The organism is Pseudomonas sp. 8Z, assembly GCF_902506535.1.
GTDB lineage: Bacteria > Pseudomonadota > Gammaproteobacteria > Pseudomonadales > Pseudomonadaceae > Aquipseudomonas.
This window is the reverse complement of record NZ_LR733824.1, coordinates 64,442-90,470: the sequence shown is the minus strand read 5'-3', so window position 1 is coordinate 90,470 and position 26,029 is coordinate 64,442. Positions and strand designations below refer to the sequence as shown.

Below are 26,029 nucleotides of genomic sequence, written 5' to 3'. Positions count from 1 at the left end.
CAGCGGCCTTCTTCTTATCTAATACACGGACGGCAGGGCATCAGCCGACCAACACTGAATTGAGCGTTTTCAGCAACGTATCTTCATCAACAGGCTTGGTCAGATAATCCTTGGCGCCCTGACGCTTACCCCAAACCTTGTCAGTTTCCTGATCTTTGGTGGTGACGATGATCACCGGAATATGGCTAGTTTCAGCGTCTTTGGTCAGTTGACGAGTTGCCTGAAAGCCATTGAGGCCAGGCATGACGATATCCATGAGCACGGCGTCGGGTTTTTCCTGGCGAGCCAGAGCGACACCATCGGCACCATTTTCCGCCTTCAAGACCTGATGCCCGTGCTTTTCCAGCATAGCGGTCAGCTTGTACATTTCAGTGGGGGAGTCATCAACAATCAGAATTCGAGCCATGGTCTATCCCAATACAGAAGAAGCGTAGTAGCTCTGAAGCTAAAACGTCAGGAGGCTTGTTCCACCGGGGTGAAGTCCGGCACGTGAGTCTTGATTGCACCGAGCAGCTCTTCCTTGCTGAAAGGCTTGGTCAGGTACTGATCGGAACCCACGATACGCCCCTTGGCCTTGTCGAACAGACCATCCTTGGAGGACAGCATGATCACCGGGGTGGATTTAAAAGCACTGTTGTTCTTGATCAGGGCACAGGTCTGATAACCATCGAGACGCGGCATCATGATGTCGACAAAAATGATGCGGGGGTGGGTGTCAGCAATCTTGGCGAGGGCATCGAAGCCGTCGACCGCAGTGATGACTTCGCAACCCACTTTCTTCAGTAGGGTTTCAGCAGTGCGACGAATCGTCTTCGAATCGTCTATCACCATCACTTTCAAACCGTCGGAATGCTGTTCCATGTTCGCCCTACCATCGCCTCGGTGAGTCGTTATTTACGCGTTATCAGTATGCCTGAGGCCCAATTTCTGGTGGCCTGGAGCCCACCGTCGGGCCTTTTTAGCACACTCTCCACATGCAAGCCACAAGCCCGCCAGACGGCTCTTCGCCCTTGACCACAGCCCCGCCTGGCGCCAACCTGACAGCCCTTGTTGAGCATCGCCAAGATGGCCGATGCCGGTATTTTTCTCGCGGAGAGTCACCCCATGAGCCTTCGTCTCGGGATCGTCATGGATCCCATTGCAGACATCACCTTCAAGAAAGATAGCTCGCTGGCCATGCTGCTGGCGGCCCAGGCTCGCGGCTGGTCGCTGCTTTACATGGAACAACAAGACCTCTATCAGGCTCGCGACCAAGCACGTGGCCGCATGCGCCCGCTGAAAGTCTTCAACGATCCGCACCACTGGTTCGAACTGGACGCCGAGCAGGACACCCCTCTTGCCGAGCTGGACGTGATCCTGATGCGCAAGGATCCACCCTTCGATAACGAGTTCATCTATTCCACCTACCTATTAGAGCAGGCGGAGCGCGATGGCGTGCTGGTGGTCAATCGCCCACAGAGCCTGCGCGACTGCAACGAGAAGTTCTTCGCAACGCAGTTTTCCCAATACACACCGCCAACCCTAGTCAGTCGACGCGCCGACATTCTGCGCCAGTTTGCCGATGAGCACCGTGACATCATTCTCAAACCCCTGGATGGCATGGGCGGATCACAGATATTTCGTCACCGCGAAGGCGACCCCAATCTCTCTGTGATTCTGGAGACCCTAACCCAGCATAGTCGCCAACAGATAATGGCGCAGGGTTACTTACCGGCAATCAAAGATGGCGACAAACGGATTCTGATGATCGATGGCGAGCCCATCCCTTATTGCCTGGCACGCATCCCTGCGGCGGGCGAAACGCGTGGCAACCTGGCCGCAGGCGGGCGCGGTGAAGCACGCCCACTAACCGAACGCGACAAGGAGATCGCCGCTGCCGTAGGGCCAACCCTGCGCGAGAAGGGCCTGATTTTCGTGGGCCTGGATGTCATCGGCGAGCACCTGACGGAAATCAACGTCACCAGCCCCACCTGCATCCGCGAGATAGACGCGGCCTTCGACACACGCATCGGTGAACGCCTCATGGAGTGCATCGCAGGCAAACTCGGCGCAAAAGCTTGACGCAGGTTACAGCTTGGCGCTTCAGGCTTGCAGCCTGAAGCGTCGCGCCGCAGACTGCGCCTCACCCCAAGCAGACCCCGACACGCGATGAACGCAGCAGCAACGCCTCCCGCCATGCCCTCCGCGGCCGTCCGCCCAGCGGATCGCCTGGGCTTCACGCTGTTCGTCGCAGCCGCGCTGCATGTCGCCATCATTCTCGGCGTTGGTTTTTCCATGGAAGCGCCGCCGCAGATCAGCAAGACGCTGGAAATCACCCTTTCCACCTTCAAGAGCGAAGAAAAACCCAAAGAGGCCGACTTCCTCGCGCAGGACAACCAGCAAGGCAGCGGCACCCTTGAGCACGCTGCCGCCCCGAAGACCACCGAGCAGGCCATCTTCCAAGACAGCGAAGTACGCAAGGTCACGCCACCCGCCGCGCCACAACAACCAGCCACCAAACAGGAGGCCCCCAAGGCTGCTGTCGCCACCCGCGCCCCGCAGCAGCAGAAAACGCCGGTCAAGCGCGAGGAAACCAAGCCCACACCACAGGCGCGTCCTGCCCCCGTTTTCGACTCAGCGCAACTGTCTGCGGAAATCGCCAGCCTGGAGGCCGAACTGGCACAAGAAGTCCAGGCGTACGCCAAGCGCCCCAAGATCCACCGACTGAGCGCCGCCTCAACCATGCGTGACAAGGGCGCCTGGTATAAGGATGAGTGGCGCAAGAAGGTCGAGCGCATCGGCAACCTCAATTACCCGGACGACGCCCGCCGCAAACGCATCTACGGCAGCTTGCGCCTGCTGGTGTCGATCAATCGTGACGGCTCGCTGTATGAAGTCCAAGTACTGGAGTCCTCCGGGCAAGCGGTTCTCGATCAAGCCGCCCAACGCATCGTGCGCCTGGCCGCACCCTACGCACCATTTACCGGCGACCTAGCTGATATCGACCGCCTGGAAATCATCCGTACCTGGCGTTTCGAGCGCGGCGACCGGCTGTCTAGCAACTGAGTGAAGCGGCTACAGGACGCCCCACAGGCCGAAAGAAAGCCTCCCACACTGGCCTTTCGCTGCTACTTGCAGCTTGTCGCGTGCAGCTTGCCGCTTCAAACTAGTCGGCATGAAGAACTCAGCCCCCATCTCGCTCAAGCACCACTTCCTGATCGCCATGCCGCATATGGCCGACCCGAACTTCGCGCAGACCGTGACCTACCTGGTCGAGCACAACGAACAGGGGGCAATGGGCCTGGTGATCAATAAGCCCAACGGGCTGAATCTGGCCGATGTAATGGAACAATTACGCCCCGCCGAAGACCCGCCGGTACTGTGCCATAGCCTGCCGATATTCTCTGGCGGCCCGGTACAGACCGACCGCGGCTTTGTTCTGCATCCGGCAGGCCAGCAATACCAGGCCACCCTGGAGCTCGGCGAATTGAGCCTGAGCACCTCGCAAGACGTGCTATTCGCCATCGCCGACGGTCACGGCCCGGACAAATACCTGATTGCCCTCGGCTACGCTGGCTGGGACGCGGGCCAACTAGAAGCCGAGCTGGCCGACAATGCCTGGCTGACTTGCCCAGCCGACAGCAGCATTCTGTTCGACTTGCCCTATGATCAGCGCCTGCATGCCGCCGCCTCACGCCTGGGGGTCAACCTGGCCCTGCTCACCTCGCAGGCGGGGCATGCCTGATGAGCGAAAAACCACTGCGCCTGCTGCTGGGCTTCGACTACGGCACCAAGCAAATCGGCGTCGCCGTCGGCCAGGTGATCACCGGCCAGGCGCGTGAGCTGTGTGTGCTCAAGGCGCAGAATGGCGTACCGGACTGGAGCCGCGTCGAAGCACTGATCAAGGAGTGGCAGCCGGACGCCGTGGTAGTCGGCCTGCCACTGAACATGGATGGCACGCCCAGCGAGATGAGCGCCCGTGCCGAGAAGTTCGCCCGCCGCCTCAATGGCCGCTTCAACCTGCCCGCCTATACCCACGATGAACGCCTGACCACTTTCGAGGCCAAAGGCCAACGCCTGCGTGAAGGCCAGAGCGGTGGTTATCGCGAGCGCCCCGTCGACGCCATTGCCGCGGCTTTACTGCTGCAAGGTTGGCTAGAGGAACACTGTTCGAACTGAGAGCCACCTGCATTGCCTAAGGTGCGTTAAAAAACCTCGGCAGCCCGTTTACGCTCTCAGGAGCGGCTCATATTAGGAGTTTCGCCATGCTACCCAACCCAACCGAACTGCTACCGGCCATGGCCAGCGCCCTGACCCAACACCTTAACCAACGGCAGATCAGCGAGCCACGCTTCATCGGTATCCGCACCGGCGGGGTCTGGGTCGCCCAGGCACTGCTGAGCGCGCTGGGTAGAGAGGATGCCCTGGGCATCCTCGATGTGTCCTTCTACCGTGACGACTTCACCCAGAACGGCCTGCACCCGCAGGTGCAGCCATCCGAACTGCCGTTCGAGATCGAAGGTCAGCATCTGGTGCTGATCGACGACGTGCTGATGAGCGGGCGGACCATTCGCGCCGCACTGAACGAGCTGTTCGACTACGGCCGCCCAGCCAGCGTAACCCTGGTCAGCCTGCTCGACCTGAATGCCCGCGAGCTGCCGATCCGCCCTGATGTGGTCGGCGCCACCCTGTCACTGGCAGAAGGCGAGCGGGTAAAATTGTCCGGCCCCACGCCCCTGACCCTCGAACTCCAGACGCTCGCCAACTGAGGCCCCCGCGATGACGCCACTCGCCGCCAAGCGCCCGCTGCAACTGAATGACCAAGGCCAGCTACGCCACTTCCTCTCACTCGACGGCCTGCCCCGCGAGCTGTTGACGGAAATCCTCGACACTGCCGACTCCTTCCTCGAAGTCGGCGCCCGCGCCGTGAAGAAAGTCCCGCTGCTGCGCGGCAAGACCGTGTGCAACGTGTTCTTCGAGAACTCCACGCGCACCCGCACCACCTTCGAGCTGGCCGCCCAGCGCCTGTCGGCTGACGTCATCAGCCTCAACGTGTCGACCAGCTCCACCAGCAAGGGCGAGACGCTGTTCGACACCCTGCGCAACCTCGAAGCCATGGCCGCCGACATCTTCGTTGTGCGCCACAGCGACTCCGGCGCGGCGCACTTCATCGCCGAGCACGTCTGCCCGAACCTGGCGATCATCAACGGCGGCGACGGCCGCCACGCGCATCCAACTCAGGGCATGCTCGACATGCTCACCATCCGCCGGCACAAGGGCGATTTCACCAATCTCTCGGTGGCCATCGTCGGCGACATCCTGCACTCGCGTGTGGCGCGCTCGAACATGCTGGCACTGAAAGCCCTGGGCTGCCCGGACATCCGCGTCATCGCACCTAAGACCCTGCTGCCCATCGGCCTGGAGCAAGCTTACGGCGTGCGTGTGTTCCACAACGCCGACGAAGGCCTCAAAGATGTCGACGTAGTGATCATGCTGCGTCTGCAGCGCGAGCGCATGCAAGGCGGCCTGCTGCCCAGCGAGGGCGAGTTCTATCGCCTGTTCGGCCTGACCGAGCAGCGCCTCAAACTGGCCAAGCCGGATGCCCTGGTGATGCACCCAGGCCCGATCAACCGCGGCGTAGAGATCGAGTCGGCGGTGGCCGACGGCCCGCAGTCAGTGATCCTCAACCAGGTCACCTACGGTATCGCCATCCGCATGGCTGTGCTGTCGATGGCCATGAGCGGGCAGAACGCCCAACGTCAACTCAACGCCGAGGAGGCCAACTGATGCGTACCGCAATCCTCGGTGCCCGCGTGATCGACCCGGCCAGCGGCCTGGATCAAGTCACTGACCTCTATATCGACGGCAGCAAGCTGGCCGCCATTGGCCAGGCGCCTGCGGGCTTCACTGCCGACAACACTATCGACGCACAAGGCCTGGTCGCCGCGCCCGGCCTGGTCGACCTCTCGGTAGCCCTGCGCGAGCCGGGCTACAGCCGTAAGGGCAGCATCGCCACGGAAACCCTGGCCGCTGCGGCAGGCGGCGTCACCAGCCTGTGCTGCCCACCGATTACCAAGCCGATTCTGGATACCTCGGCCGTGGCCGAGCTGATCCTCGACCGCGCCCGCGATGCCGGTCACACCAAGGTTTTCCCCATTGGCGCGCTGAGCAAAGGCCTGGCTGGCGAGCAGCTCGCCGAGCTGGTCGCCCTGCGCGATGCTGGCTGCGTGGCCTTCGGCAACGGCCTGGATAACTTCCGCAGCAGCCGCACACTGCGCCGCGCGCTGGAATACGCGGCAACCTTCGACCTGCAAGTGATTTTCCACTCGCAGGATGCCGACCTGGCTGAAGGCGGCCTGGCCCACGAAGGCCCGACAGCCAGCTTCCTGGGCCTGGCTGGCATCCCGGAAACTGCCGAAACCGTGGCCCTGGCCCGCGACCTGCTGCTGGTCGAGCAGAGCGGCGTGCGCGCGCACTTCAGCCAGATCACCAGCGCTCGCGGCGCCGAGCTGATCGCCCAAGCCCAGGCCCGTGGCCTGCCGGTGACCGCCGATGTTGCGCTGTATCAGTTGATCCTCACCGACGCGGCACTGATCGACTTCTCCAGCCTGTATCACGTGCAGCCGCCGCTGCGTTCGCGCCGCGATCGCGATGGCCTGCGCGAAGCGGTGAAGGCCGGCGTGATTTCTGCCATCGCCAGCCACCACCAACCGCATGAGCGCGACGCCAAACTGGCGCCCTTCGCCGCTACCGAGCCGGGTATCAGCAGCGTGCAATTGCAACTACCGCTGGCGATGACCCTGGTGCAGGACGGCCTGCTGGATCTGCCAACACTACTCGCGCGCCTGTCCAGCGGCCCGGCAGCCGCACTGCGCCTGCCAGCCGGCAGCCTGAGTGTCGGCAGCGCCGCCGACATCGTGCTGCTCGACGCGCAAGCTTCGACCATCGCTGGCGAACAGTGGTATTCCAAGGGCCACAACTGCCCCTTCATGGGTCACTGCCTGCCTGGCGCGGTGCGTTACACCCTGGTCGACGGGCATATCAGCTATCAAAGCTGAAGCTACGAGCCCGCCACAGGCGGGCTCACTTTTTCTGGCGCCTCGCCCCCAACGATCGGCAACGATTCGGCGGTGATATTGGACGAATGAGTGACTCGGCAGTCATCATCCACGTCAGGTTAAGCAGTCAAAATTTTTCCAAACGCCACCGCCCTATGACCCCGCCCGCCCTCCAGGCGCAGGTTCGGCGTCGCGCTGGCCTTGTTCAGGAGCTTTTGAGTTATGTCGCGCTTACCTGTGATCGTGGGTTTCGGGGGTTACAACGCAGCCGGGCGCAGCTCCTTCCATCATGGTTTCCGTCGCACCGTGCTGGAATCGCTAGCGCCCCAGGCACGTCAGGAAACCCTGGCCGGGCTGGCGCAGATGATGAAGCTGGTGCAGGTGGTCGAGGGTCAGTACCGCGATCAGGATGGCCAAGCGCTGACTCACGCCGATATCGAAGCCCGCTTCGCCAAGGAAATTCTCGCTGGCACTCTGGTGCGCCGCATCGAAGCGCAGCATCTGGACCCTGACGCCGCCCATTGGCAAAAGAGCATCACCCTAGACGCTGGCCTGCAGCCGCTGACCTTCACCACCTCGCGCAAGCAACTGCCCGAGCCGCTGCCGGCCAACTGGTCGGTGCAAGAACTCGACGGCAACGAAGTGCGTGTGACCCTGCACGACAGTTGCGAATTCAAAGTCGACAGCTACCGCCCGCTGGCGGTGAAGTCCGCAGGGCAACTGCCCACTGGCTTCGAGCCGAGCGAGCTGTACAACGCCCGTTTCCACCCTCGCGGCCTGGCCATGACGGTAGTTGGCGTCACCGATGCCCTGCGCTCGGTGGGCATCGAATGGCAGCGCATCATCCAGCACGTGCGCCCGGATGAAGTGGCTGTGTTCGCCGGCAGCGTCATGAGCCAACTGGACGACAACGGTTACGGCGGCATGATGCAGTCGCGCCTCAAGGGTGGTCGCGTTACCGCCAAGCAACTGGCCCTGGGCCTGAACACCATGCCGGCCGACTTCATCAACGCCTACGTGCTCGGCAGTGTCGGCACCTCCGGTAGCGTCACCGGCGCCTGCGCCACCTTCCTCTACAACCTGCAGAAAGGCATCGAGCAGATTGCCAGCGGCAAGGCCCGCGTGGTCATCGTCGGCAACAGCGAGGCGCCTATCACTCAGGAATGCATCGAGGGCTACGGCGCCATGGGCGCACTGGCCACCGAAGACGGCCTGCGCCAGATCGAGGGCAGCGCCGAGGCCGACTTGCGCCGCGCCAGCCGCCCATTCGGCGAGAATTGCGGCTTCACCCTGGCCGAAGCCTGCCAGTTCGCCGTGCTGATGGATGACGAGTTGGCCCTGGAGCTGGGTGCCGACATCCACGGCGCAGTGCCGGACGTGTTCATCAACGCCGATGGCTTCAAGAAATCCATCTCCGCGCCCGGCCCAGGCAACTACCTGACTGTGGCCAAAGCCGTAGCCAGCGCCGTGCAACTGCTTGGCGCGGAGGCCGTGCGCAACCGCAGCTTCGTCCACGCCCACGGCTCCAGCACCCCAGCCAACCGCATCACCGAATCAGAGATTCTTGATCGCGTAGCCGGCGCCTTCGGCATCGAGCAATGGCCAGTGACGGCAGTGAAGGCCTTCGTCGGCCATTCCCTGGCCACCGCCAGTGGCGACCAGGTGATCGCAGCCCTGGGTGCCTTCAAGTACGGCATCGTGCCGGGCATCAAAACCATCGACGCGGTAGCCGATGACGTGCACCAGCAACACCTGAGCCTGTCCACCACAGACCGCAAAATGGGCGAGCAGGCATTGGACGTGGCCTTCATCAACTCCAAGGGTTTTGGCGGCAACAACGCCAGCGCCGTGATCCTCGCCCCGCACGTGGCCGAGCGCATGCTGCGCAAGCGCCATGGCCAGGCCGCCTTCGACGCCTACCTGGCACGCCGCGAGGGCACCCGTAGCGCCGCAGCCGCCTATGACCAGCAGGCACTGTTGGGCAAGCTAGATATCATCTACAACTTCGGCAACGACATGATCGACGACCAGGCCATCTCCATCACCACCGAGGAGATCAAGGTGCCCGGCTTCGAGCAGCCATTGGTGTTCAAGAAGGACGAGCGCTACAGCGACATGCTCGATTGAGCTTGCCGCATTCCCGTAGGGCGGGTGCAACCCGCCATGGTCGATGTGGCGGGTTGCACCCGCCCTACGACTGAAGCGCCCGCGCCAGCTCGATCAGATCGCCACGCCATTCGGCGGCGGCGGGCAACGCCAGAAAAGACGGATTGAGGAAGGATTCACGCGCCTCATAGGTCAGCGGCGTACCGCTCAGATCCAACACTTCGCCGCCCGCCCCTTCCAGCACCCCCTGCGCCGCTGCGGTGTCCCACTGCGAGGTCGGCGCCAGGCGCGGATAGCAGTCGGCATTGCCTTCGGCCAGCAGACAGAACTTCAGCGAGCTGCCGATATTGGCTAGCGCAGGTTCACCGAAACGCGCAGCCAAACCCGCAAGCAGGCTCTCTTGCTCCGGGCTGGAGTGGCGCTTGCTGGCCACCAGGGTGAACCCCCGTGCAGGAGCCAGGCGCACGCTGATCGACTGCTCCCCCCCCGGCGCCTCACTGCGCCAGGCGCCAAGACCAGCGCCACCGTAATAGCAACGACCACTGGCGGGGATGCCAACCACGCCGAAGACCACGCGACCGCGCTCAATCAGCGCGACATTGACGGTGAACTCTTCGGAACCAGCGATGAACTCCTTGGTGCCATCGAGTGGATCGACCAGCCACCAACGCGTCCAAGCAGTACGCTCGGCCAGCGGGATATCAGCAGCCTCTTCCGACAGCACCGGCACCTCAGGCGCCAACGCCTGCAGGCCGTCGAGCAAGACATGGTGCGCTGCCAGATCGGCGGCAGTCACCGGCGAGGCATCGGCCTTCTCCGTCACGGCCACGCCGCTGCGCCAATACGGCAGGGTGGCAGCGCCAGCGCTACGCACCAGCTCGATCACACGGGCAATATAAGGATGGCTCACAGGCTGAACTCTCCACGCTGCGTCAGCAAATCACGCACCAGATAAAGTGCTGCCAGGGCGCGCCCCTCGCTGAACTGTTCATGCAACGCCAGGCTCGATAGCTCGCGCAGGCTGATACGATCGACCCGCATCGGCTCGGGCTCATCGCCGGGCAGGCGCTCCTCATATAAGTCACGCGCCAGCACCACCTGGATTTTCTGGCTCATATAACCGGGCGACAGGCTCAGCTCGGTGATGAACTCCAGCGAGCGAGCGCCAAAACCCGCCTCCTCCTTGAGCTCGCGGTTGGCCGCCACCAGCACGTCTTCGCCTGGCTCGATCAGCCCCTTGGGTAGCGACAGTTGATAGTCGTCCGTGCCACCGCAGTATTCCTCGATCAACACGGCGTGTTCGGCATCGAGCATCGCCACCACCATCACCGCGCCGTAGCCCGAGCCCTTACCGACCAGGCGTTCATAGGTACGCTCGGCGCCGTTGGAAAAACGCAACTGCACCTGTTCGACACGGAACAGGCGGCTGCTGGCGACGATTTCGCGAGCGAGTACCGTGGGTTTTTGACGCATGGGACAACTCCTTGGCGCGACCTGGTCGGTTATCATACAGCGGCTTTTGCCATTATCCGTGGCCCAGATTGCATCACCGCCAAACAGGCGACCGATCCCCCTGACAGAGACGACGCATGCCCGTACTGCCCTGGCACCAGATCGACACCGTCCTGCTGGACATGGACGGCACCCTGCTCGACCTGCACTTCGACAATCATTTCTGGCTGACCCACCTGCCACGGCGCTATGCCGAGCATCACGGCATCAGCCTGGCACTCGCCGAAGCCGAACTGCTGCCGTTGTTTCGTCAACATGCCGGCACACTGAACTGGTATTGCACCGACTTCTGGAGCCGCGAACTGAAGCTGCCGATCCGCGCCCTAAAACGCGAGGTGGCACACCTGATCGCCCTGCGCCCGGATGCCGAGGCATTTCTGCGCGCCCTGCGTGAGGCGGGTAAGCGCGTGGTACTGATCACCAACGCGCACCGCGACTCACTGTCACTGAAACTGGAACGGGTGGAACTGGCGCCCTGGTTCGAGCGCCTGATCAGCTCACACGACTACGGCTTTCCCAAGGAAGACCAGCAATTCTGGCAGGCCCTGCAGCAAGACATCGATTTCGCCCCGGCGCGTAGCCTGTTCATCGACGACAGCCTGTCGATCCTGCGCAGCGCGCGCACCTTTGGCGTTGCTCATCTGCTCGCCGTACGCCAGCCAGACAGCCAAGGCGAGCCCCGCCACACGGAAGAATTTGCCGCCGTAGAAGACTACCGCGCCCTGATCGACAACCTCTGAGGACGCCCATGGACATCAAGCAGTTGAAGTTCCTCGTCGCCCTCGACGAAACCCGCCACTTCGGCCAGGCCGCTGCGCGCTGCCACGTCACCCAACCCACGCTGTCCATGCGCCTGCGCCAACTGGAAGACGAATTGGGTCTGGAGCTGGTGCACCGAGGCCAGCGTTTCGAGGGTTTCAGCGCCGAAGGCGAACGTATTCTGGCCTGGGCGCGCAGCCTGCTCGCCGCGCAGGACGGCCTGCTCGCCGAAGCCGCCGCCTGCCGCGGACAACTGGTCGGCACCCTACGCCTGGGCGTGGTGCCCTTGACCGGCTTCGACCCGATGCGCCTGGTCAGCCTGTTCGCTGAACGCCACCCTGGCCTGCGCTTTCAACTGCATGCACTGAGCAGCGAACAGGTGCTTGAACGCCTGGCACGTAATCAGCTCGATCTGGGCTTGTCGTATCTGGATCGGCTCGACCGCGAGCACTTCGCCTCGCTGGAACTGGCCGAAACACGCATGGGCCTGCTGTATTGTGCCAACCACTGGCGCTTCGACAGCCCCAGCCTGCGCTGGGAGCAACTGGCCGACCTGGCGCTGGGGCTGCTGTCGACTGGCATGCATTTTCGCCAGTCCATCGACCATAGCTTTCGCGCACGCGGCCTGAAACCGCAGGTCAGACTAGAGACAGATGCCGTACACCAACTCACTCAAGCGGTCAGCGCCGGGCTGTGCTGCAGCATCATGCCACTACCGACGGACGGCCAAACGATGATCGGTAATCTGCGCCTGCTGCCCATCGAAGATGCTCATACCCTGGCTCCACTAGGTTTGATATTGCGGCGCGGCGGCCCTAGCTCGCCGCTTGCACAGGCCTGCTTCGACGAAGCGAGGGACTGGCTGAACAAACCACGATAGAGCACATCGATCGGCGTATCGAAGCGGACGATTAGACGACATTCGGTCATGGGCCTAGGCTTACTGTGTCAATCTGTCACAGGAAACTCTGCTCCATGGCTCAGTCAGCCGTTCTGCCAGGCACCGCCAGTGCCTATGCCTACACCGAACTCGGTGATGGCCGTGCGCAGAACGCCGCACTGGCCGAGGAATGCGCCCTGGCAATCAGCTACAACGACCTCAATCAGGCCGTGATGATGGTTTCCCCCCATCATCTGGAAGATTTCGCGGTAGGTTTCAGCTTAGGTAACGCGCTGGTCACCTCAATCGATGATATCTATGACATCCAGTTGCGCGGCCTTGCCTCCAGCCGCGAAGCACGGCTGGAAGTCAGTAGCCGCTGCTTCTGGGCGATCAAGCAGCAGCGTCGGCAACTGGCTGGCAACAGCGGCTGCGGCCTATGTGGTGTCGATGCACTGGAACAGGCGCTCCCCGTACTCAATGCGTTGCCTGGCGCCCCCCTGCCGCCTCTGGCGCATCTGCAGGGCCTACGCGAACGTATTAGCGAGCAACAGCAATTGGCGCGGCACAGTGGTGCGCTGCACGCCGCACTATTCATCGATGCCCAGGGCGAGATTCGCCTGTGCCGCGAGGATATTGGCCGCCACAACGCCCTGGACAAACTGATTGGCGCGATTGCCCGCGAACGGATCGATACATACGCTGGTTTCGCTCTGGTCACTAGCCGCTGCAGCTTGGAACTGCTGCATAAAGCCGTGCGCGCAGGCCTCGCCACGCTGGTCAGCCTGTCAGCCCCCACCGCCCTGACTGTCGAGTGGGCCCGTCGCCATCGCCTCAATCTGATCCATCTCCCTCATCACAGTACGCCGCGTGTTTACAGCCCGGCGCCCGTCACTGAAGAATCCCTATGAGCCTACAACCCATCGACCCGCGCTATAAACCCTACAACGGCCCCGCAGCCGGCTGGGGGGCCCTGAAAAGCGTCACCCGCTTCTGGCTGGACAGCAAACAGCCGTTCAAGAACCTGCGCGCCTTGCTCAAGACCAACCAGAATGGCGGCTTCGACTGCCCCGGTTGCGCCTGGGGTGATTCGCCCGAAGATGGCCACATCAAGTTCTGCGAGAACGGCGCCAAGGCCGTCAACTGGGAAGCCACCAAGCGCCGTGTGGATGCGAGCTTTTTCGCTCGTCATACGGTCAGCCAACTGCGCGAACAAAGCGACTACTGGCTTGAGTATCAGGGCCGCCTGACTCACCCAATGCGCTATGACGCGGCCACCGACCGCTACCTGCCGGTCACCTGGGACGACGCCTTCGCCCTCATCGCACAACACCTCAAGGCGCTCGAAAGCCCCAACCAGGCCGAGTTCTACACCTCCGGGCGGGCCAGTAATGAGGCGGCGTTTCTCTATCAATTATTCGTTCGCGCCTTCGGCACCAACAACTTCCCCGACTGCTCGAACATGTGCCACGAGGCCAGCGGCACGGCGTTGATTCAAAGTGTCGGCATCGGTAAAGGCACCGTCACTTTCGCTGACTTCGAGCATGCCGACGCCATCTTCGTCTTAGGCCAGAACCCTGGCACTAACCATCCGCGTATGCTCGATCCGCTGCGCGAGGCGGTCAAGCGTGGCGCTCAGGTGGTCTGCTTCAACCCGCTCAAAGAGCGCGGCCTGGAGCGTTTCCAGCACCCACAGCACGCGCTGGAAATGCTCACCAACGGTTCCGAGCCACTCAACACGGCCTTCTTCCGCCCGGCGCTGGGTGGCGACATGGCCGCCATTCGTGGCATCGCCAAATTCCTCCTGCAGTGGGAGCGTGAAGCCAAGGACAAGGGCGAACCCGCAGTGTTCGACCACGCCTTCATCGCCGAGCATACCGATGGCCTGCAGGCTTATCTGGATGAGGTGGACGCCACCGACTGGGCGCACATCGAGCAGCAATCGGGCCTGTCCCTGAACGAGATCGAACAGGCCGCACGCATGTATCGCCGCGCAGAGCGCGTCATCATCTGCTGGGCCATGGGCATCACCCAGCATCACCACTCGGTGGCGACCATTCAGGAAATCGCCAACCTGCAACTGCTACGTGGGCAGATCGGTCGCCCAGGCGCAGGCCTGTGCCCGGTGCGTGGTCACAGCAACGTGCAGGGCGACCGCACCATGGGTATCAACGACCGCCCGCCAGCCGCTCTGCTCGACGCCATCGAGAAGCGCTTTGGCTTCAGCGTGCCGCGCGCCGATGGTCACAACACGATCGAAGCGATCAACGCCATGCTTGATGGGCAGGCCAAGGTGTTTATCGGTCTTGGCGGCAACTTTGCCCAGGCCACCCCAGACAGCCCACGCACTCATCAGGCGTTGCAGAGCTGCAATCTCACCGTACAGATCAGCACCAAGCTCAACCGCAGCCACCTCACCGTAGGTAAAGACGCGCTGATCCTGCCGTGCCTGGGACGTACCGATATCGACCGTCAGGCCAACGGCCCACAAGCGGTGACAGTAGAAGACTCGTTCAGCATGATCCACGCCTCATTTGGCCAGTTGGAACCGCTGTCGGGCAGCGACATGCGCTCGGAACCCGCCATCGTCGCCGGTATCGCCAAGGCGACCCTGGGCAACTACCCAGTCAACTGGGACGCACTGATCGCCGACTACGACCGCATTCGTGATCTGATCGCCGACACCATTGCCGGCTTCCAGGACTTCAATAAGCGCGTCGCCCACCCAGGTGGCTTCTACCTGGGCAACTCGGCCGCTGCACGCACCTGGAAAACCAGCGTCGGACGCGCCATGTTCAAAGCCAATGCGTTGCCGCAGAACCTGATCCATGAACGCATCCGTGGCAGCGGCCAACAACCGGATCTGATCCTGCAGACACTACGTTCGCACGATCAGTACAACACCACGATTTATGGCCTCGACGACCGCTACCGCGGCGTAAGCGGCCAGCGCCATGTGGTTTTCGCCAACGAAGCCGACATCCACCGCCTGGGTCTAACCCCAGGACAAAAGGTGGACATGCTGTCGCTGTGGGACGATGGCATTGAGCGCAAGGTCGAGGGTTTCACCCTGCTTGCCTTCGATATCCCCAGCGGCCAGGCAGCGGCCTACTACCCGGAAACCAACCCGCTGGTACCGCTGGACAGCGTTGGCGTCGGCAGCCACACACCAACGAGCAAGTTCGTGGCCATTCGCATCCTGCCATCGCGTGGCAACAACGTGCTGGCAGCCGGCTGACGGAAGGCCAGGAACCTCGATCAGGGTGCACAGGTCAATGGCATAACGCCGATCTGCGGCTCCCTGACGAGGCTCTTATGAAGTCACTGCAATTTCTCTTTCTATCCCTGGGTATCAGCAGTGGCGGCTACGCCTTTGCCGGTAACACCGAAGCTGGCCTGGGTGGCGCACTGGGCGGCGCGTTGGGCGCAGTCGTTGGTCAACAGGTCGGCGGCAATACCGGTGCGGCCATTGGTGCTGGTGTTGGCGGCGCGGCAGGTAGTGCCGTAGGCGCTGATCGCCGTAGCCGTACCGAGGCAGCAATCGGCGGCGCACTAGGCGCAGCAGGTGGCAACGTAATCGGCCAACAGGTCGGTGGCAGTACCGGCGGTGTGGTCGGCGCGGCAGCCGGCGGCGGTGCTGGCGGCGCGCTAGGCAACTACATGGGCAACACCAGCTACAACGATGATCGTCGCGGCAAATACCATCCCGGCAAGAAGTATCGTCACGGCAAGAAGCACTGGCATCGTCGCTGAAATGTGACGGGCCGATACACCGTATCGGCCCCACCCCGCGTCACACCTATCTGCAACGTCCCAAGATCCTCCAACTATCTCAGGCAAACAACTCGATAATGCGCTGACGCTGTGCGGCGTCAGGCATGTTGCCCTGCCCTGCCTGAAGATTGTCAGCCATATATCGCGGGTTGGAGGTGGCCGGAATGACCGCCGTTACCGCCGGATTGGCGAGGATGAACTTGAGCATCAGTTGCGCCCAGGACGTGACTCCCAGCTCCACTGCAGCCCAATCAGGCAGACTTCTACCGCGTACCCGATCAAACAATGCCGCACGCTGAAAGGGCCGATTGATCAGTACCGCAATGCCCTTATCCATGCAGTAAGGCAGCAACTCACGCTCGGCATTACGTTCACCGATTGAATAGTTCAACTGAACGAAATCCACAGGTTCCTGACGCAACACATCGAATAGCCGCTCATGGGCAGAGTCCAGATAATGGGTCACGCCGATATAGCGAACTCGCCCCTGCGCCTTCAAATCGCGTAAAAGGCCGAGCTGGGTGCTGGTGTCCTGCAGGTTGTGCACCTGCATCAGATCGATGGTGTCGGTCTTGAGCGCGGCGAAGCTGGCCTCGACCTGCCGCTGCCCAGCAGCACGTCCGGTTGATGAGACCTTACTCGCCAGGAACAGCTTACGGCGCAGCCCGCTTTGCGCCGCCAACGCGCCACATACCGCTTCGGCACGGCCATAACTCGGCGCAGTATCCAGCAAACTTGCACCGCCATTGGTCAAGGCACGCAACACCTCACGTAGCGGCTCTAAAGCAGCATCGTTCAACGCTACGTCATGGGTGCGCGAGGTACCTAGGCCAATGACTGGCAACATTTCACCGCTGCCAGGAATTGGCCGCTTGAGCAGCGAGCGAGGTGCAGGGCTGGCGGATGGAAACCAGGGTGTCAAGGCAGCCAATGCCGCTAGGCTGGCCCCCACGTGGAGGATCTGACGACGACTGGGCATGGCAAGACTCCTCATTGGCAACGCGACGAGATTCGTCCCTTATAGGCACAGAGTGCGTTCAGACCAAGAGGCAGGAATAAGCTGGCAAAGGAGATGACACGCAGAAATCGGACTCAAGGCCTGTCATCAGGGGAGCTAGAGGAAATATCCGAGCGCAACGAGCAATATGCAGTTACGAAAAGACACCACTGCGCTAAAGCGGGGACAGCGCAGTGGCAGGAGAAAAAGTCAGGCGACGCGGGAAATAGAATCGCTGATCAGCATACCGTGAGAAACCAAATAGCAGCGCTGGCCATTCTGCAGGGTCAGTGGGCTGCGATTGGAAATGATCCAGCCCTTACTCAGCAAAGTCTCGATGTGAGCACGCAGGGCGGGTAGATGGCGCTGCTCCTTCATGGCCGTTTCCTCGGGAGAAGGGGGGATACTTTGGCATCCTCTGTTTTATTAGTGATGCAGTTCACGCGATTATAGTGGCCTCGCGCCACACCTCATAGCCTCCACTCTCTACAAAGGCGTGTAAGACAATCGCCATACCAGCCCACCCTAGCGCCCATAAAAACCTAGAAAACGCCTGTCACGCGGATGAAAGCAGTTCATTACAAGCAGAACTGGCGGCTAGTACCAGCGCAGAGATAAGCTGTCACCATGACCGCAAGCGCCCCCTTCATTCGCCCGTTCGACAGTAGCCAGAGTCACCCCGTACTGCAGATAGGCGGTGACTGGACGCTGGCTCACTATGAACACCTGGAAGAGCAGGTAAACCAACTCCGTGAACATCTGGACGACACCGTGCAGATGGACTTACAGCCGCTGGCAGCGCTGGATACGGCGGGTGCTGCGCTGCTTCTGGAGTTACTTGGCAGCCAACGCCTGCGCGAGATTGCCCAGCAGGCGCAAAATCTGAGCGCAGAGCGCCGGGCTCTACTTTTGGCGGTGGCCAATGCCACCGCCAGCGAATCCCTGCCGCCACTACACACCACGCCCTCGGCGCTGCGCGAAGTGCTCGGCCATGTCGGCGTGGAGATGGAAGAAATTTGGGGCCAGACCAAGGCTCTGCTCGGTTTTATCGGGCTGACCCTGAGTAGCCTGTTCATCACCCTGCCACGTCCACGTCGCTGGCGCATCACCGCACTGGTGGCGAACCTGGAGCAATGCGGGCTCAACGCCGTGCCCATCGTCGCCCTGCTGACCTTTCTGGTCGGCGCCGTGGTGGCCTTTCTCGGCGCGACCATCCTCGCCGACTTCGGCGCCAGCATCTACACGGTGAACCTGGTCGCCTTCTCCTTCCTGCGTGAATTTGGCGTGCTACTCACCGCCATCCTCATGGCCGGCCGCACCGCCAGCGCCTTCACCGCGCAGATCGGCTCGATGAAGGCCAACGAAGAGATCGACGCCATCCGTACGCTCGGCCTCAACCCCATCGAGCTACTGGTGCTGCCACGCCTGCTGGCCATGCTGATCGCCCTACCCATGCTCACCTTCGTCGCCATGCTCAGCGGCATGCTCGGCGGCGGCCTGGTGTGCGCCTTCGCGCTGGACATTCCACCGGTGATGTACCTGTCGATCCTGCAGGACAGCGTCGAGTTGCGGCACTTTCTGGTAGGCATGCTCAAAGCACCGCTCTTTGCTTTCCTGATCGCCCTGATAGGCTGCCAGGAAGGCTTCAAAGTCAGCGGCAGCGCGCAGTCAGTCGGCGAGCACACCACCTCGGCGGTGGTGCAGTCGATCTTCATTGTCATCCTGCTCGACGCCTTGGCCGCCCTGTTTTTCATGGAGATGGGCTGGTGACGCAGGAAACGCTGATCGAAGTCCGTGACCTGTGCAATCGTTTCGGCGCGCAGGCGGTGCACGAGCATCTCAACCTCGACCTGTTCCGTGGCGAGGTCCTCGGCGTCGTCGGTGGCTCAGGCACTGGCAAGTCCGTGCTGCTGCGTAGCATTGTCGGCCTGCGCCAACCCACCTCGGGCACCATACAAGTCTTCGGCCAGCAATTGCTGAACCTGCCCAACGAGCAGCGCTCGCAGCTCGAACGACGCTTCGGCGTGTTGTTCCAGCGCGGCGCATTGTTTTCTTCGTTGACCGTCAGCGAGAACATCGCCCTGCCGCTGATCGAGCATGCAGGCCTGTCGCGCGCCAGCGCCGAGCGCCTGGCGCAAGTCAAGATCGCCCTCGCTGGCTTGCCGCAGAACGCTGGTGATAAATACCCCAGCGAGCTGTCCGGCGGCATGATCAAGCGCGCCGCCCTGGCCCGAGCCCTGGCGCTTGATCCAGACATCCTGTTTCTCGACGAGCCAACAGCGGGCCTCGACCCCATCGGAGCGGCGGCTTTCGATCAATTGATTCGCACCCTCTGCGACAGCCTGGGTCTGAGTGTATTTCTGGTCACCCATGACCTGGATACGCTCTACAGCATCTGCGACCGGGTCGCGGTACTGGCGCAGAAGAAGGTGCTGATCGCTGATCGCCTGGAGGTAGTGTCAGCTATCGACGATGCCTGGATTCAGGCGTACTTTCACGGCCCGCGTGGACGCGCGGCTGCACAGGCCGTCAACGCGGCCAGGAGCGATTGAATGGAACCCAGAGCCCATCACGTGCTGATTGGCCTGTTCACCGTGGTCACGGTCGGCGCCGCCTTGCTGTTCGCCCTGTGGCTGGGCAAGATCGGCGCCGACAAGGCCTTTACCGACTACGAAGTGGTCTTTCATGAGGATGTAACGGGCCTGTCGCAAGGCAGCGCCGTGCAGTACAGCGGTATTAACATCGGCGATGTCATCACCCTCGGTCTCGACCCCAAGGATCCGAGCATCGTCCGCGCCCGCATCCGCGTCAGCGGCGCCAGCCCGATCAAAAGCGACACCCGCGCACGCCTGGCCATTACCAGCATCACGGGCCTGGCGGTGATCCAGCTATACAGTGGCACCCCACAAAGCCCGCCACTGGAAGGCCAGGATGGCAGGCCAGGCGTGATCATCGCCGACCCATCGCCCCTCTCGCGGCTGATGTCCAACGGTGAGGATCTGGTCGTGGGCATTACCCGCTTGCTGGAGCAGGCCAATCGCTTGCTCTCGGACGACAACACCGCACATATCAGCCGCACCCTGGCCAACCTGGAGCAGGCAACCGCAGGCCTCGCCGAACAGCGCCAGGAACTGAGCACCGCCCTGCAGCAAGTGGCCGCAGCCACCCACGAAGCCGGTGAACTGCTGCGCAGCGCCAACCGCCTGATTGAGGGTTCCGGCAAACAGACACTGGAAAACACCGAGCGCCTGAGCGCCTCACTGGAGCGCAGCAGTCGCATGCTGGAGACGTTACTCGACAGCAATCATCAGGCCCTGGACAACGGCATGCAGAGCCTCGGTCAGCTCGGCCCAGCCATTGGCGAACTGCGCGACACCCTCGGCGCACTGCGTAGCTTCTCGCAGCGTCTGGAGCGCGACCCCGCCGGTTACCTGCTGCGCAACGACAGCGTCAAGGAGTTCCAACCATGAAGCACCTCTCCCTGCTGCTGGCCGCAGGCCTGCTCAGTGCCTGCTCGATCCTGCCGCAAAGCGAGCCGCTGAATATCTACCTGCTGCCCGCCACCGCACTGCCGACGCAGACGCAAGCGGTCGACTGGTCACTGCGCATCGGCACACCGAGCAGCGGTGAGCTGTTCGACGGCACGCGCATCGTCGTGCTGCCCGCACCCGGTCGCATCAACACCTACCAGGGCGCCCGCTGGAGCGAGCGCACGCCACAGCTCGTACGCCAGCGCCTGCTCGACGCCTTCCAGGATGACGGCCGGATCAAGGCCTTGAGCACCGAGGAGCAACATCTGCAGGCTGACCTGGAACTGGTCAGCGAGCTGCGAAGCTTCCAGAGCCAGTACCGCGACGACCGCCCCGAAGCACAGATCCAGCTCAACGTGCGGCTGGTGGACGTGCGCGCTCAGCGTATCGTCGCCAGCCACCGCTTCAGTGCTCGCCAGGCAGCCAGCAATACCTCGGTTGCGGCCGTGGTGGCCGCGTTCGGCCAGGCGAGCGATCAGCTCTCGCGTGAGCTGGTGGATTGGACGCTGAGCGAAGGGCAACGCAGCCGCCGATAGACGCTGCGGGAAGCGCTTTAGCGGCGACAGGTGCCTCGGTAAAGCGTCACGGCTGAAGGATCTCGCCTAAGCGCTCTGCAGCCAGCCGCGCACCTCAGCGTAGGGGTAATCCTCCAGCGCGGCGAAACCGGCCAGTTGCCGCGCCTTGAGTTTGCTGAGCAAAGGCGTGCTCACACCACAGAGAAAACGCGTCAGGCACTCGTGGCTCGGTTTGTGGCCCGCGTGCTGCTGGTGCTTCTCGATGAAGGCGGCGCACAGCGCCTGCGCATCGCGACCGCTCAAGGGCGGCAGTTCCGGTGGTGGCGGCAGGGTGACAACGCGGCCCTGACAGACCGAACAATGGCCGCAACGCTCGGGCGCCTGCTCATCACCGAAATACAGCGCCAGGCGTCGACTCAGGCACTCGCGGCTCTCAAACAAACCGAGCATGGCCTGAATACGAGCGATCTCGCTGGCCTCGTGGGCACGAAAGTGTGTATGCAGCTCACTGGCCAGGGCATCGACATCGAAGTCGCCATCAAGTACGGCATACACCTCGGTCATCTGCTTGCTTTCCAGCTCAAGCCAGCCCTTTTCCTGAAAGTAATCCAGCGCCTTGACCACCCGCGCGCGCTCGGCGCCGTACTGCTGATACAAGGCGTCGAAATCCAAGGTCGACCAGGTACGCGCCCGTTTCGAGCAGGCCAGGATGGCCTCGACGAACTGGCGCCGCTCGCCCTCGAACTGCGCCAGCAGCACGTCGTCTTCCAGCAAGAGCTTGAAGCGATACTCGGCGAAATACGCGTAACGCGGCGCGATGATGCCACGTAGTTCTAGCTGCACCAGCAAGGTCTTGAGCGGCAGCGCACGGATATTACTCAGATCCGATAGCTGATTGAGCATCAGCTCCCACTGCCCGCCCGTGCCGACCGCACGCAGGTCGTCGAGCACCGCGCGAATGCCGGAAAGCTCGGGCGTATCACCGTAGACGAAGTTCTCCAGTACGCTGAGGCCGTCGCGGCTGGCCAACACCAGGCAATCGGAAGCCTGGCCGTCACGCCCGGCGCGGCCGATCTCCTGGCTGTAGTTCTCCACCGACTTGGGTAGATCGAAGTGCACCACGTTGCGGATGTCGCGCTTGTCGATGCCCATGCCGAAGGCGATGGTGGCGACGATGCATTCCAGCTCGCCGGCCATGAAGCGACGCTGAATCGACTCGCGTACCTCGTGCGCCATACCCGCGTGATAAGCGCTGACCGCCAAGCCCTGCCCCTGCAGACGCTCGGCCACCTGCTCGGCAGTCTTCTGCTGGGTGACGTAGACGATGCTCGCCTGGCCGCGACGCGGTGCCAGCCATTGCTGCAGGCGCTGCTGCTTGGCACCGCCAGGCACCGGCTCGACCAGTAAGTTGAGGTTGGGCCGGTAAAAGCCAGTGGTGACCACGTCCGCCTCGGCGATGGCGAATTTCTCGCGCATGTCGGCGATCACCTTGGGCGTTGCCGTAGCGGTCAGCAACAGCACCTGCTTGATGCCGAACTGGCGCTGATAGTCAGGCAGCTTGAGGTAATCCGGGCGGAAGTTGTGGCCCCACTCGGAGATGCAGTGCGCCTCATCGACCACCAGCAGGGAAATCGGCACCTGGGCGATGAAGTTACGGAAGCGCTCGTTCTTCAGGCGCTCCACCGAGATCATCAGGATCTTCAGCTCGCCGCTACGCGCGCGGTTCATTACGTCCATCGTCTGCTCGCGACTCTGCGCCGAGTCGATGCTGGCTGCCGCGATGCCGTGGGCATGCAGAAACGCCAACTGATCCTGCATCAGCGCCAGCAGCGGCGAGATCACCAGGGTCAGGTGCGGCAAATGCAGGGCCGGTAACTGATAGCACAGCGACTTGCCCGAACCGGTGGGAAAGATCGCCGCCGCCGAGCGACCAGCGAGCACGGCGCTGATCACGGCTTCCTGGCCAGGACGCAGCTTATCGAAACCGAAAACACGTTTGAGGGTGGACACGCGCTGTCACTCCTTTGACCGCTTGAAGGTCAGAGCGTAAGGCCATGGCGGATTGCGCCCGCCCTACGGCTTTCCGTTGAAGAGCCACAAGCCTAGCGAAGATTGCAGGGCGGGTGAAACCCGCCATTTCTGGCCACGGCGGGTTTCACCCGCCCTACGGCTGCTGTTCTAACCTGCGGCCTGAAACCTGTCGCCCAAAAAAGAAACCGCCCGAAGGCGGTTTCTTTTGCTCTGCCCAGCGCTTAGAGCTGCGGGCCGGCGCTCTTGATGGCGTCGCTGACATCGAACTTGGTGAAGTTGTCGATGAACAGCTTGGCCAGGCCCTTGGCGGCTTCGTCGTAGGCGTTCTTGTCAGCCCAGGTGTTGCGCGGGTTGAGCAGGTTGGTCTCGACGCCCGGCACGGCCTTCGGCACGTCCAGGTTGATGATCGGCAGGTGCTCTGTTTCGGCACCGATCAGCGCACCGCTCTGGATGGCAGCGATCACGCCACGGGTGGTGGGGATGTTGAAGCGTTTGCCGACGCCATAGCCACCGCCAGTCCAGCCGGTGTTGACCAGATAGACCTTGGAGCCGAAGGCGTTGATACGCTTGATCAGCAGCTCGGCGTAGACGCCAGCCGGACGCGGGAAGAACGGTGCGCCGAAGCAGGTGGAGAAGGTCGACTTGATGCCGCCGCCCGAGCCCATTTCGGTGGAACCGACCAGCGCGGTGTAGCCGGACAGGAAGTGGTAGGCTGCCTGCTCGTTGTTGAGGATCGACACCGGCGGCAGTACGCCGGTCAGGTCGCAGGTCAGGAAGATCACGGCGTTCGGCTCGCCGCCCAGATTCTTCTCGCTGCGCTTCTCGACGTACTCCAGCGGGTAGGCCGCGCGGCTGTTCTGGGTCAGGCTGTCGTCGGCGTAGTTCGGTACGCGCTCTTCGTCGAGCACGACGTTTTCCAGCACGGTGCCGAACTGGATGGCTTTCCAGATCACCGGCTCGTTCTTCTCGGACAGGTCGATGCACTTGGCATAGCAACCGCCTTCGACGTTGAACACCACGCCTTCGCCCCAGCCGTGCTCGTCGTCACCGATCAGGTAACGCGACTCGTCGGCGGACAGGGTGGTCTTGCCGGTGCCGGACAGGCCGAAGAACAGGGTCACATCACCTTCTTCGCCGATGTTGGCGGCGCAGTGCATCGGCAGCACGTCTTTTTCCGGCAGCAGGAAGTTCTGCACGGAGAACATGGCTTTCTTCATTTCACCGGCGTAACGCATGCCGGCGATCAGCACTTTTTTGGCCGCGAAGTTGATGATCACGCAGCCGTCGGAGTTGGTGCCGTCACGCTCAGGCACGCACTCAAAGTTGGCGACGTTGAGAATCTGCCACTCGGCCTTGGCGGACGGGTTGTAGGTCTCGGGATTGATGAACAACTGACGACCGAACAGGTTCTGCCAAGCGGTGGCAGTGGTCATCTTGACCGCCAGGTAGTGCTCTTCAGCAGAGCCTACGTGAACGTGGGAGACGAAGTGTTCCTGAGCGGCATTGAAGGCCTCGACACGATCCCACAGGGCATCGAACTTGTCGGCCGGGAACGGACGGTTGATGTTACCCCAGGCGATTTGCGCCTCGGTGCTCGGCTCCTGAACGATGAAACGATCAGCCGGCGAGCGGCCCGTGCGATGGCCCGTGCGGACGACCAGCGCGCCGTTGGCGGCCAGTTCCCCTTCACCACGGCGGATGGCTTCTTCGACCAGTTGCGCTGCGCTGATGTCGGTGTACACGGCGTTGTTGGCTTGCGTCATGAGGATCCCCGTCGGCCGCTGGCCGAGTTTTCCGAACGTTGTGTAGTAACAGGGGCAACTGCACTACACGGTAAAAAGTCGCGGGATTATGCCAGAAGAGTGAACTATTTGGCAGCATCCGCCCGATAGAGAACGCCTATAAGGAGGGAAAGTTCATCAATGCCGTGTTTCTGACGGCGCCTCGCTGCCAGCCCCTGCGAATAGCTGGGCAATATCGGCGGCATCGAACAGGTAACGCTCATTGCAGAATTGACAGTCGATCTCAACCTGCCCGCCCTGCTCGACCAGCAGCAGTTCGGCATCGGCCTGGCCAAGGCTAACCAGCGCACTGGCCGAGCGCTCGCGCGAGCAACTGCAGCGAAACTGCAGCGGCTGCTCGTCGAACAGGCGCACGCTTTCCTCGTGGTAGAGGCGATGCAGCAGGGTCGGATTGTCCAAACCCAGCAGCTCTTCGGCGCTCAAGGTGTCAGCCAGGGTCAGCACATGATTCCAACTCTCGGCGCGTTCCTGCGGCTCGGTCTGATGGTGCACAGGTAACTGTTGCAGCAGCAGACCGCGAGCGCGCTGGCCGTCGGCCTTGAGCCAGAAGCGGGTCGGCAGTTGTTCGGAACTGGCGAAGTAGTTGGACAGGCACTCGGCGAGGTCAACACCGTCGAGCGCAACGATACCCTGGTAACGCTGGCCTTTGGCCGGGTCGATGGTGATGGCCAGCACGCCCTCGGGCATCAGGCTTTGCAGGTCGGCATCAGCACCGATGCGCTCGGCATCGTAACGGGCAATACCACGCAGTTCACGAGCACTGGAGCACTCGACCATCAGCAATGGCAGCGGCCCATCGGAACGCGCCTGCAGCACCAGCAAGCCATCGAACTTGAGCGTGCCGACCAGCAGCGCGGCGGCGGCCATCATCTCGCCAAGCAGTTGCGCCACCGGCTGCGGATAGGCGTGTTTGGCCAACACATGGGCATAGCTTTCACGCAGGGCGACCAGCTCACCGCGCACATCGGTGTCATCGAACAGGAAGCGTTGGCTGAAGTCATTCATGGCGGTTTGCCCAGGCTCTCAAAAAGGCTGGCGATTTTATGCACAAATGCCTTTGCAACCAAGGCCCGAACGTCGAACGCG

26 protein-coding genes are annotated in these 26,029 nt (G+C 62.3%); 17 read left to right on the top strand and 9 right to left on the bottom strand.

The window, feature by feature from the left end; translation table 11 throughout:
- Positions 1 to 40: 40 nt before the first annotated feature.
- A complete protein-coding gene (gene pilH / locus AERO9A_RS00450; protein ID WP_159969956.1) occupies positions 41 to 406 on the bottom strand; it encodes a twitching motility response regulator PilH in 366 nt (121 codons plus the stop codon).
- Positions 407 to 453: 47 nt separating this feature from the next.
- Entirely contained in the window at positions 454 to 861 is a 408-nt protein-coding gene (pilG, locus tag AERO9A_RS00445) for a twitching motility response regulator PilG (protein WP_159969955.1), read from the bottom strand.
- Positions 862 to 1,104: 243 nt separating this feature from the next.
- Between pilG and gshB the strand changes: the two genes are divergently transcribed.
- The 8 genes from gshB (at position 1,105) to AERO9A_RS00405 (ending at position 9,164) form a co-directional block, all read left to right on the top strand.
- Positions 1,105 to 2,061, top strand: coding sequence for a glutathione synthase (gene gshB / locus AERO9A_RS00440; protein WP_159969954.1), 957 nt, complete (start codon positions 1,105 to 1,107; stop codon positions 2,059 to 2,061).
- A gap of 87 nt (positions 2,062 to 2,148) precedes the next feature.
- Complete coding sequence (locus tag AERO9A_RS00435; protein WP_159969953.1) at positions 2,149 to 3,045, top strand: energy transducer TonB; 897 nt, start codon at positions 2,149 to 2,151, stop codon at positions 3,043 to 3,045.
- A gap of 109 nt (positions 3,046 to 3,154) precedes the next feature.
- Positions 3,155 to 3,724, top strand: coding sequence for a YqgE/AlgH family protein (locus tag AERO9A_RS00430; protein WP_159969952.1), 570 nt, complete (start codon positions 3,155 to 3,157; stop codon positions 3,722 to 3,724).
- On the top strand, positions 3,721 to 4,158 hold the full coding sequence (ruvX, locus tag AERO9A_RS00425; RefSeq protein WP_159970661.1) for a Holliday junction resolvase RuvX: 438 nt from the start codon (positions 3,721 to 3,723) through the stop codon (positions 4,156 to 4,158). The genes AERO9A_RS00430 and ruvX overlap by 4 nt, the downstream gene beginning before the upstream one ends.
- Positions 4,159 to 4,244: 86 nt before the next feature.
- Entirely contained in the window at positions 4,245 to 4,748 is a 504-nt protein-coding gene (pyrR, locus tag AERO9A_RS00420) for a bifunctional pyr operon transcriptional regulator/uracil phosphoribosyltransferase PyrR (RefSeq protein ID WP_159969951.1), read from the top strand.
- A gap of 10 nt (positions 4,749 to 4,758) precedes the next feature.
- Complete coding sequence (locus AERO9A_RS00415) at positions 4,759 to 5,766, top strand: aspartate carbamoyltransferase catalytic subunit (RefSeq protein WP_159969950.1); 1,008 nt, start codon at positions 4,759 to 4,761, stop codon at positions 5,764 to 5,766.
- Positions 5,766 to 7,037: a dihydroorotase gene (locus tag AERO9A_RS00410; protein WP_159969949.1), complete on the top strand. Its 1,272-nt coding sequence runs from the start codon at positions 5,766 to 5,768 to the stop codon at positions 7,035 to 7,037. Before AERO9A_RS00415 ends, AERO9A_RS00410 begins: the two co-directional genes overlap by 1 nt.
- A gap of 222 nt (positions 7,038 to 7,259) precedes the next feature.
- On the top strand, positions 7,260 to 9,164 hold the full coding sequence (locus AERO9A_RS00405) for a beta-ketoacyl synthase (protein WP_159969948.1): 1,905 nt from the start codon (positions 7,260 to 7,262) through the stop codon (positions 9,162 to 9,164).
- 64 nt (positions 9,165 to 9,228) lie between these two features.
- On the opposite strand, the gene cysQ is transcribed toward AERO9A_RS00405, so the two are convergent.
- Entirely contained in the window at positions 9,229 to 10,053 is an 825-nt protein-coding gene (gene cysQ, locus AERO9A_RS00400) for a 3'(2'),5'-bisphosphate nucleotidase CysQ (protein WP_159969947.1), read from the bottom strand.
- Positions 10,050 to 10,616, bottom strand: coding sequence for an ADP compounds hydrolase NudE (nudE, locus tag AERO9A_RS00395; protein WP_159969946.1), 567 nt, complete (start codon positions 10,614 to 10,616; stop codon positions 10,050 to 10,052). The genes cysQ and nudE overlap by 4 nt, the downstream gene beginning before the upstream one ends.
- Before the next feature lie 116 nt (positions 10,617 to 10,732).
- Here nudE and yrfG point away from each other — a divergent pair, with 116 nt between their 5' ends.
- The 5 genes from yrfG to AERO9A_RS00370 all read left to right on the top strand — a co-directional run bounded on the left by yrfG (position 10,733) and on the right by AERO9A_RS00370 (position 16,047).
- Complete coding sequence (yrfG, locus tag AERO9A_RS00390; RefSeq protein ID WP_159969945.1) at positions 10,733 to 11,395, top strand: GMP/IMP nucleotidase; 663 nt, start codon at positions 10,733 to 10,735, stop codon at positions 11,393 to 11,395.
- An 8-nt stretch (positions 11,396 to 11,403) separates the two neighbouring features.
- Complete coding sequence (locus tag AERO9A_RS00385; protein ID WP_159969944.1) at positions 11,404 to 12,294, top strand: LysR family transcriptional regulator; 891 nt, start codon at positions 11,404 to 11,406, stop codon at positions 12,292 to 12,294.
- A 95-nt stretch (positions 12,295 to 12,389) separates the two neighbouring features.
- Positions 12,390 to 13,205, top strand: a complete 816-nt coding sequence (gene fdhD, locus AERO9A_RS00380) for a formate dehydrogenase accessory sulfurtransferase FdhD (RefSeq protein WP_159969943.1) — start codon at positions 12,390 to 12,392, stop codon at positions 13,203 to 13,205.
- Entirely contained in the window at positions 13,202 to 15,532 is a 2,331-nt protein-coding gene (locus AERO9A_RS00375) for an FdhF/YdeP family oxidoreductase (protein ID WP_159969942.1), read from the top strand. The genes fdhD and AERO9A_RS00375 overlap by 4 nt, the downstream gene beginning before the upstream one ends.
- Positions 15,533 to 15,609: 77 nt before the next feature.
- The gene (locus AERO9A_RS00370; RefSeq protein ID WP_159969941.1) at positions 15,610 to 16,047 is read left to right on the top strand and encodes a YMGG-like glycine zipper-containing protein; all 438 of its coding nucleotides are present in this window, start codon (positions 15,610 to 15,612) and stop codon (positions 16,045 to 16,047) included.
- 79 nt (positions 16,048 to 16,126) lie between these two features.
- Here AERO9A_RS00370 and AERO9A_RS00365 read toward each other — a convergent pair whose 3' ends face one another.
- Together AERO9A_RS00365 and AERO9A_RS00360 are read right to left on the bottom strand one after the other, a co-directional pair.
- The gene (locus AERO9A_RS00365; RefSeq protein WP_159969940.1) at positions 16,127 to 17,047 is read right to left on the bottom strand and encodes an aldo/keto reductase; all 921 of its coding nucleotides are present in this window, start codon (positions 17,045 to 17,047) and stop codon (positions 16,127 to 16,129) included.
- Between the two features lie 228 nt (positions 17,048 to 17,275).
- Positions 17,276 to 17,443: a hypothetical protein gene (locus AERO9A_RS00360; protein ID WP_178111077.1), complete on the bottom strand. Its 168-nt coding sequence runs from the start codon at positions 17,441 to 17,443 to the stop codon at positions 17,276 to 17,278.
- Between the two features lie 249 nt (positions 17,444 to 17,692).
- Here AERO9A_RS00360 and AERO9A_RS00355 point away from each other — a divergent pair, with 249 nt between their 5' ends.
- From AERO9A_RS00355 to AERO9A_RS00340, 4 genes are read left to right on the top strand one after another with little or no spacing between them, the layout of a single operon-like run.
- Entirely contained in the window at positions 17,693 to 18,835 is a 1,143-nt protein-coding gene (locus AERO9A_RS00355; RefSeq protein WP_159969939.1) for an ABC transporter permease, read from the top strand.
- Positions 18,832 to 19,617 (top strand): ABC transporter ATP-binding protein, encoded by a 786-nt coding sequence (locus AERO9A_RS00350; protein ID WP_159969938.1) that lies wholly within the window; start codon positions 18,832 to 18,834, stop codon positions 19,615 to 19,617. The genes AERO9A_RS00355 and AERO9A_RS00350 overlap by 4 nt, the downstream gene beginning before the upstream one ends.
- Positions 19,618 to 20,535, top strand: a complete 918-nt coding sequence (locus AERO9A_RS00345) for an MlaD family protein (protein ID WP_159969937.1) — start codon at positions 19,618 to 19,620, stop codon at positions 20,533 to 20,535.
- A complete protein-coding gene (locus AERO9A_RS00340; protein ID WP_159969936.1) occupies positions 20,532 to 21,131 on the top strand; it encodes an ABC-type transport auxiliary lipoprotein family protein in 600 nt (199 codons plus the stop codon). The genes AERO9A_RS00345 and AERO9A_RS00340 overlap by 4 nt, the downstream gene beginning before the upstream one ends.
- A 66-nt stretch (positions 21,132 to 21,197) precedes the next feature.
- Here AERO9A_RS00340 and AERO9A_RS00335 read toward each other — a convergent pair whose 3' ends face one another.
- The 3 genes from AERO9A_RS00335 to hslO all read right to left on the bottom strand — a co-directional run bounded on the left by AERO9A_RS00335 (position 21,198) and on the right by hslO (position 25,948).
- On the bottom strand, positions 21,198 to 23,120 hold the full coding sequence (locus AERO9A_RS00335; RefSeq protein WP_159969935.1) for an ATP-dependent DNA helicase RecQ: 1,923 nt from the start codon (positions 23,118 to 23,120) through the stop codon (positions 21,198 to 21,200).
- A 242-nt stretch (positions 23,121 to 23,362) separates the two neighbouring features.
- Complete coding sequence (locus tag AERO9A_RS00330) at positions 23,363 to 24,904, bottom strand: phosphoenolpyruvate carboxykinase (RefSeq protein WP_159969934.1); 1,542 nt, start codon at positions 24,902 to 24,904, stop codon at positions 23,363 to 23,365.
- Positions 24,905 to 25,060: 156 nt separating this feature from the next.
- Complete coding sequence (hslO, locus tag AERO9A_RS00325; protein WP_159969933.1) at positions 25,061 to 25,948, bottom strand: Hsp33 family molecular chaperone HslO; 888 nt, start codon at positions 25,946 to 25,948, stop codon at positions 25,061 to 25,063.
- Between the last annotated feature and the right edge of the window lie 81 nt (positions 25,949 to 26,029).

Excerpts from the sequence above, each read along its gene's own strand:
- AERO9A_RS00355 (WP_159969939.1), top strand. The coding sequence starts at position 17,693 with ATGACCGCAAGCGCCCCCTTCATTCGCCCGTTCGACAGTAGCCAGAGT.
- AERO9A_RS00410 (WP_159969949.1), top strand. The coding sequence starts at position 5,766 with ATGCGTACCGCAATCCTCGGTGCCCGCGTGATCGACCCGGCCAGCGGC.
- nudE (WP_159969946.1), bottom strand. The coding sequence starts at position 10,616 with ATGCGTCAAAAACCCACGGTACTCGCTCGCGAAATCGTCGCCAGCAGC.
- AERO9A_RS00340 (WP_159969936.1), top strand. The coding sequence starts at position 20,532 with ATGAAGCACCTCTCCCTGCTGCTGGCCGCAGGCCTGCTCAGTGCCTGC.
- gshB (WP_159969954.1), top strand. The coding sequence starts at position 1,105 with ATGAGCCTTCGTCTCGGGATCGTCATGGATCCCATTGCAGACATCACC.
- AERO9A_RS00360 (WP_178111077.1), bottom strand. The coding sequence starts at position 17,443 with ATGAAGGAGCAGCGCCATCTACCCGCCCTGCGTGCTCACATCGAGACT.
- AERO9A_RS00415 (WP_159969950.1), top strand. The coding sequence starts at position 4,759 with ATGACGCCACTCGCCGCCAAGCGCCCGCTGCAACTGAATGACCAAGGC.
- AERO9A_RS00370 (WP_159969941.1), top strand. The coding sequence starts at position 15,610 with ATGAAGTCACTGCAATTTCTCTTTCTATCCCTGGGTATCAGCAGTGGC.
- yrfG (WP_159969945.1), top strand. The coding sequence starts at position 10,733 with ATGCCCGTACTGCCCTGGCACCAGATCGACACCGTCCTGCTGGACATG.
- AERO9A_RS00405 (WP_159969948.1), top strand. The coding sequence starts at position 7,260 with ATGTCGCGCTTACCTGTGATCGTGGGTTTCGGGGGTTACAACGCAGCC.
- AERO9A_RS00330 (WP_159969934.1), bottom strand. The coding sequence starts at position 24,904 with ATGACGCAAGCCAACAACGCCGTGTACACCGACATCAGCGCAGCGCAA.
- AERO9A_RS00375 (WP_159969942.1), top strand. The coding sequence starts at position 13,202 with ATGAGCCTACAACCCATCGACCCGCGCTATAAACCCTACAACGGCCCC.
- AERO9A_RS00385 (WP_159969944.1), top strand. The coding sequence starts at position 11,404 with ATGGACATCAAGCAGTTGAAGTTCCTCGTCGCCCTCGACGAAACCCGC.
- AERO9A_RS00345 (WP_159969937.1), top strand. The coding sequence starts at position 19,618 with ATGGAACCCAGAGCCCATCACGTGCTGATTGGCCTGTTCACCGTGGTC.
- pyrR (WP_159969951.1), top strand. The coding sequence starts at position 4,245 with ATGCTACCCAACCCAACCGAACTGCTACCGGCCATGGCCAGCGCCCTG.
- AERO9A_RS00365 (WP_159969940.1), bottom strand. The coding sequence starts at position 17,047 with ATGCCCAGTCGTCGTCAGATCCTCCACGTGGGGGCCAGCCTAGCGGCA.
- hslO (WP_159969933.1), bottom strand. The coding sequence starts at position 25,948 with ATGAATGACTTCAGCCAACGCTTCCTGTTCGATGACACCGATGTGCGC.
- AERO9A_RS00430 (WP_159969952.1), top strand. The coding sequence starts at position 3,155 with ATGAAGAACTCAGCCCCCATCTCGCTCAAGCACCACTTCCTGATCGCC.
- pilG (WP_159969955.1), bottom strand. The coding sequence starts at position 861 with ATGGAACAGCATTCCGACGGTTTGAAAGTGATGGTGATAGACGATTCG.
- pilH (WP_159969956.1), bottom strand. The coding sequence starts at position 406 with ATGGCTCGAATTCTGATTGTTGATGACTCCCCCACTGAAATGTACAAG.
- fdhD (WP_159969943.1), top strand. The coding sequence starts at position 12,390 with ATGGCTCAGTCAGCCGTTCTGCCAGGCACCGCCAGTGCCTATGCCTAC.
- AERO9A_RS00435 (WP_159969953.1), top strand. The coding sequence starts at position 2,149 with ATGAACGCAGCAGCAACGCCTCCCGCCATGCCCTCCGCGGCCGTCCGC.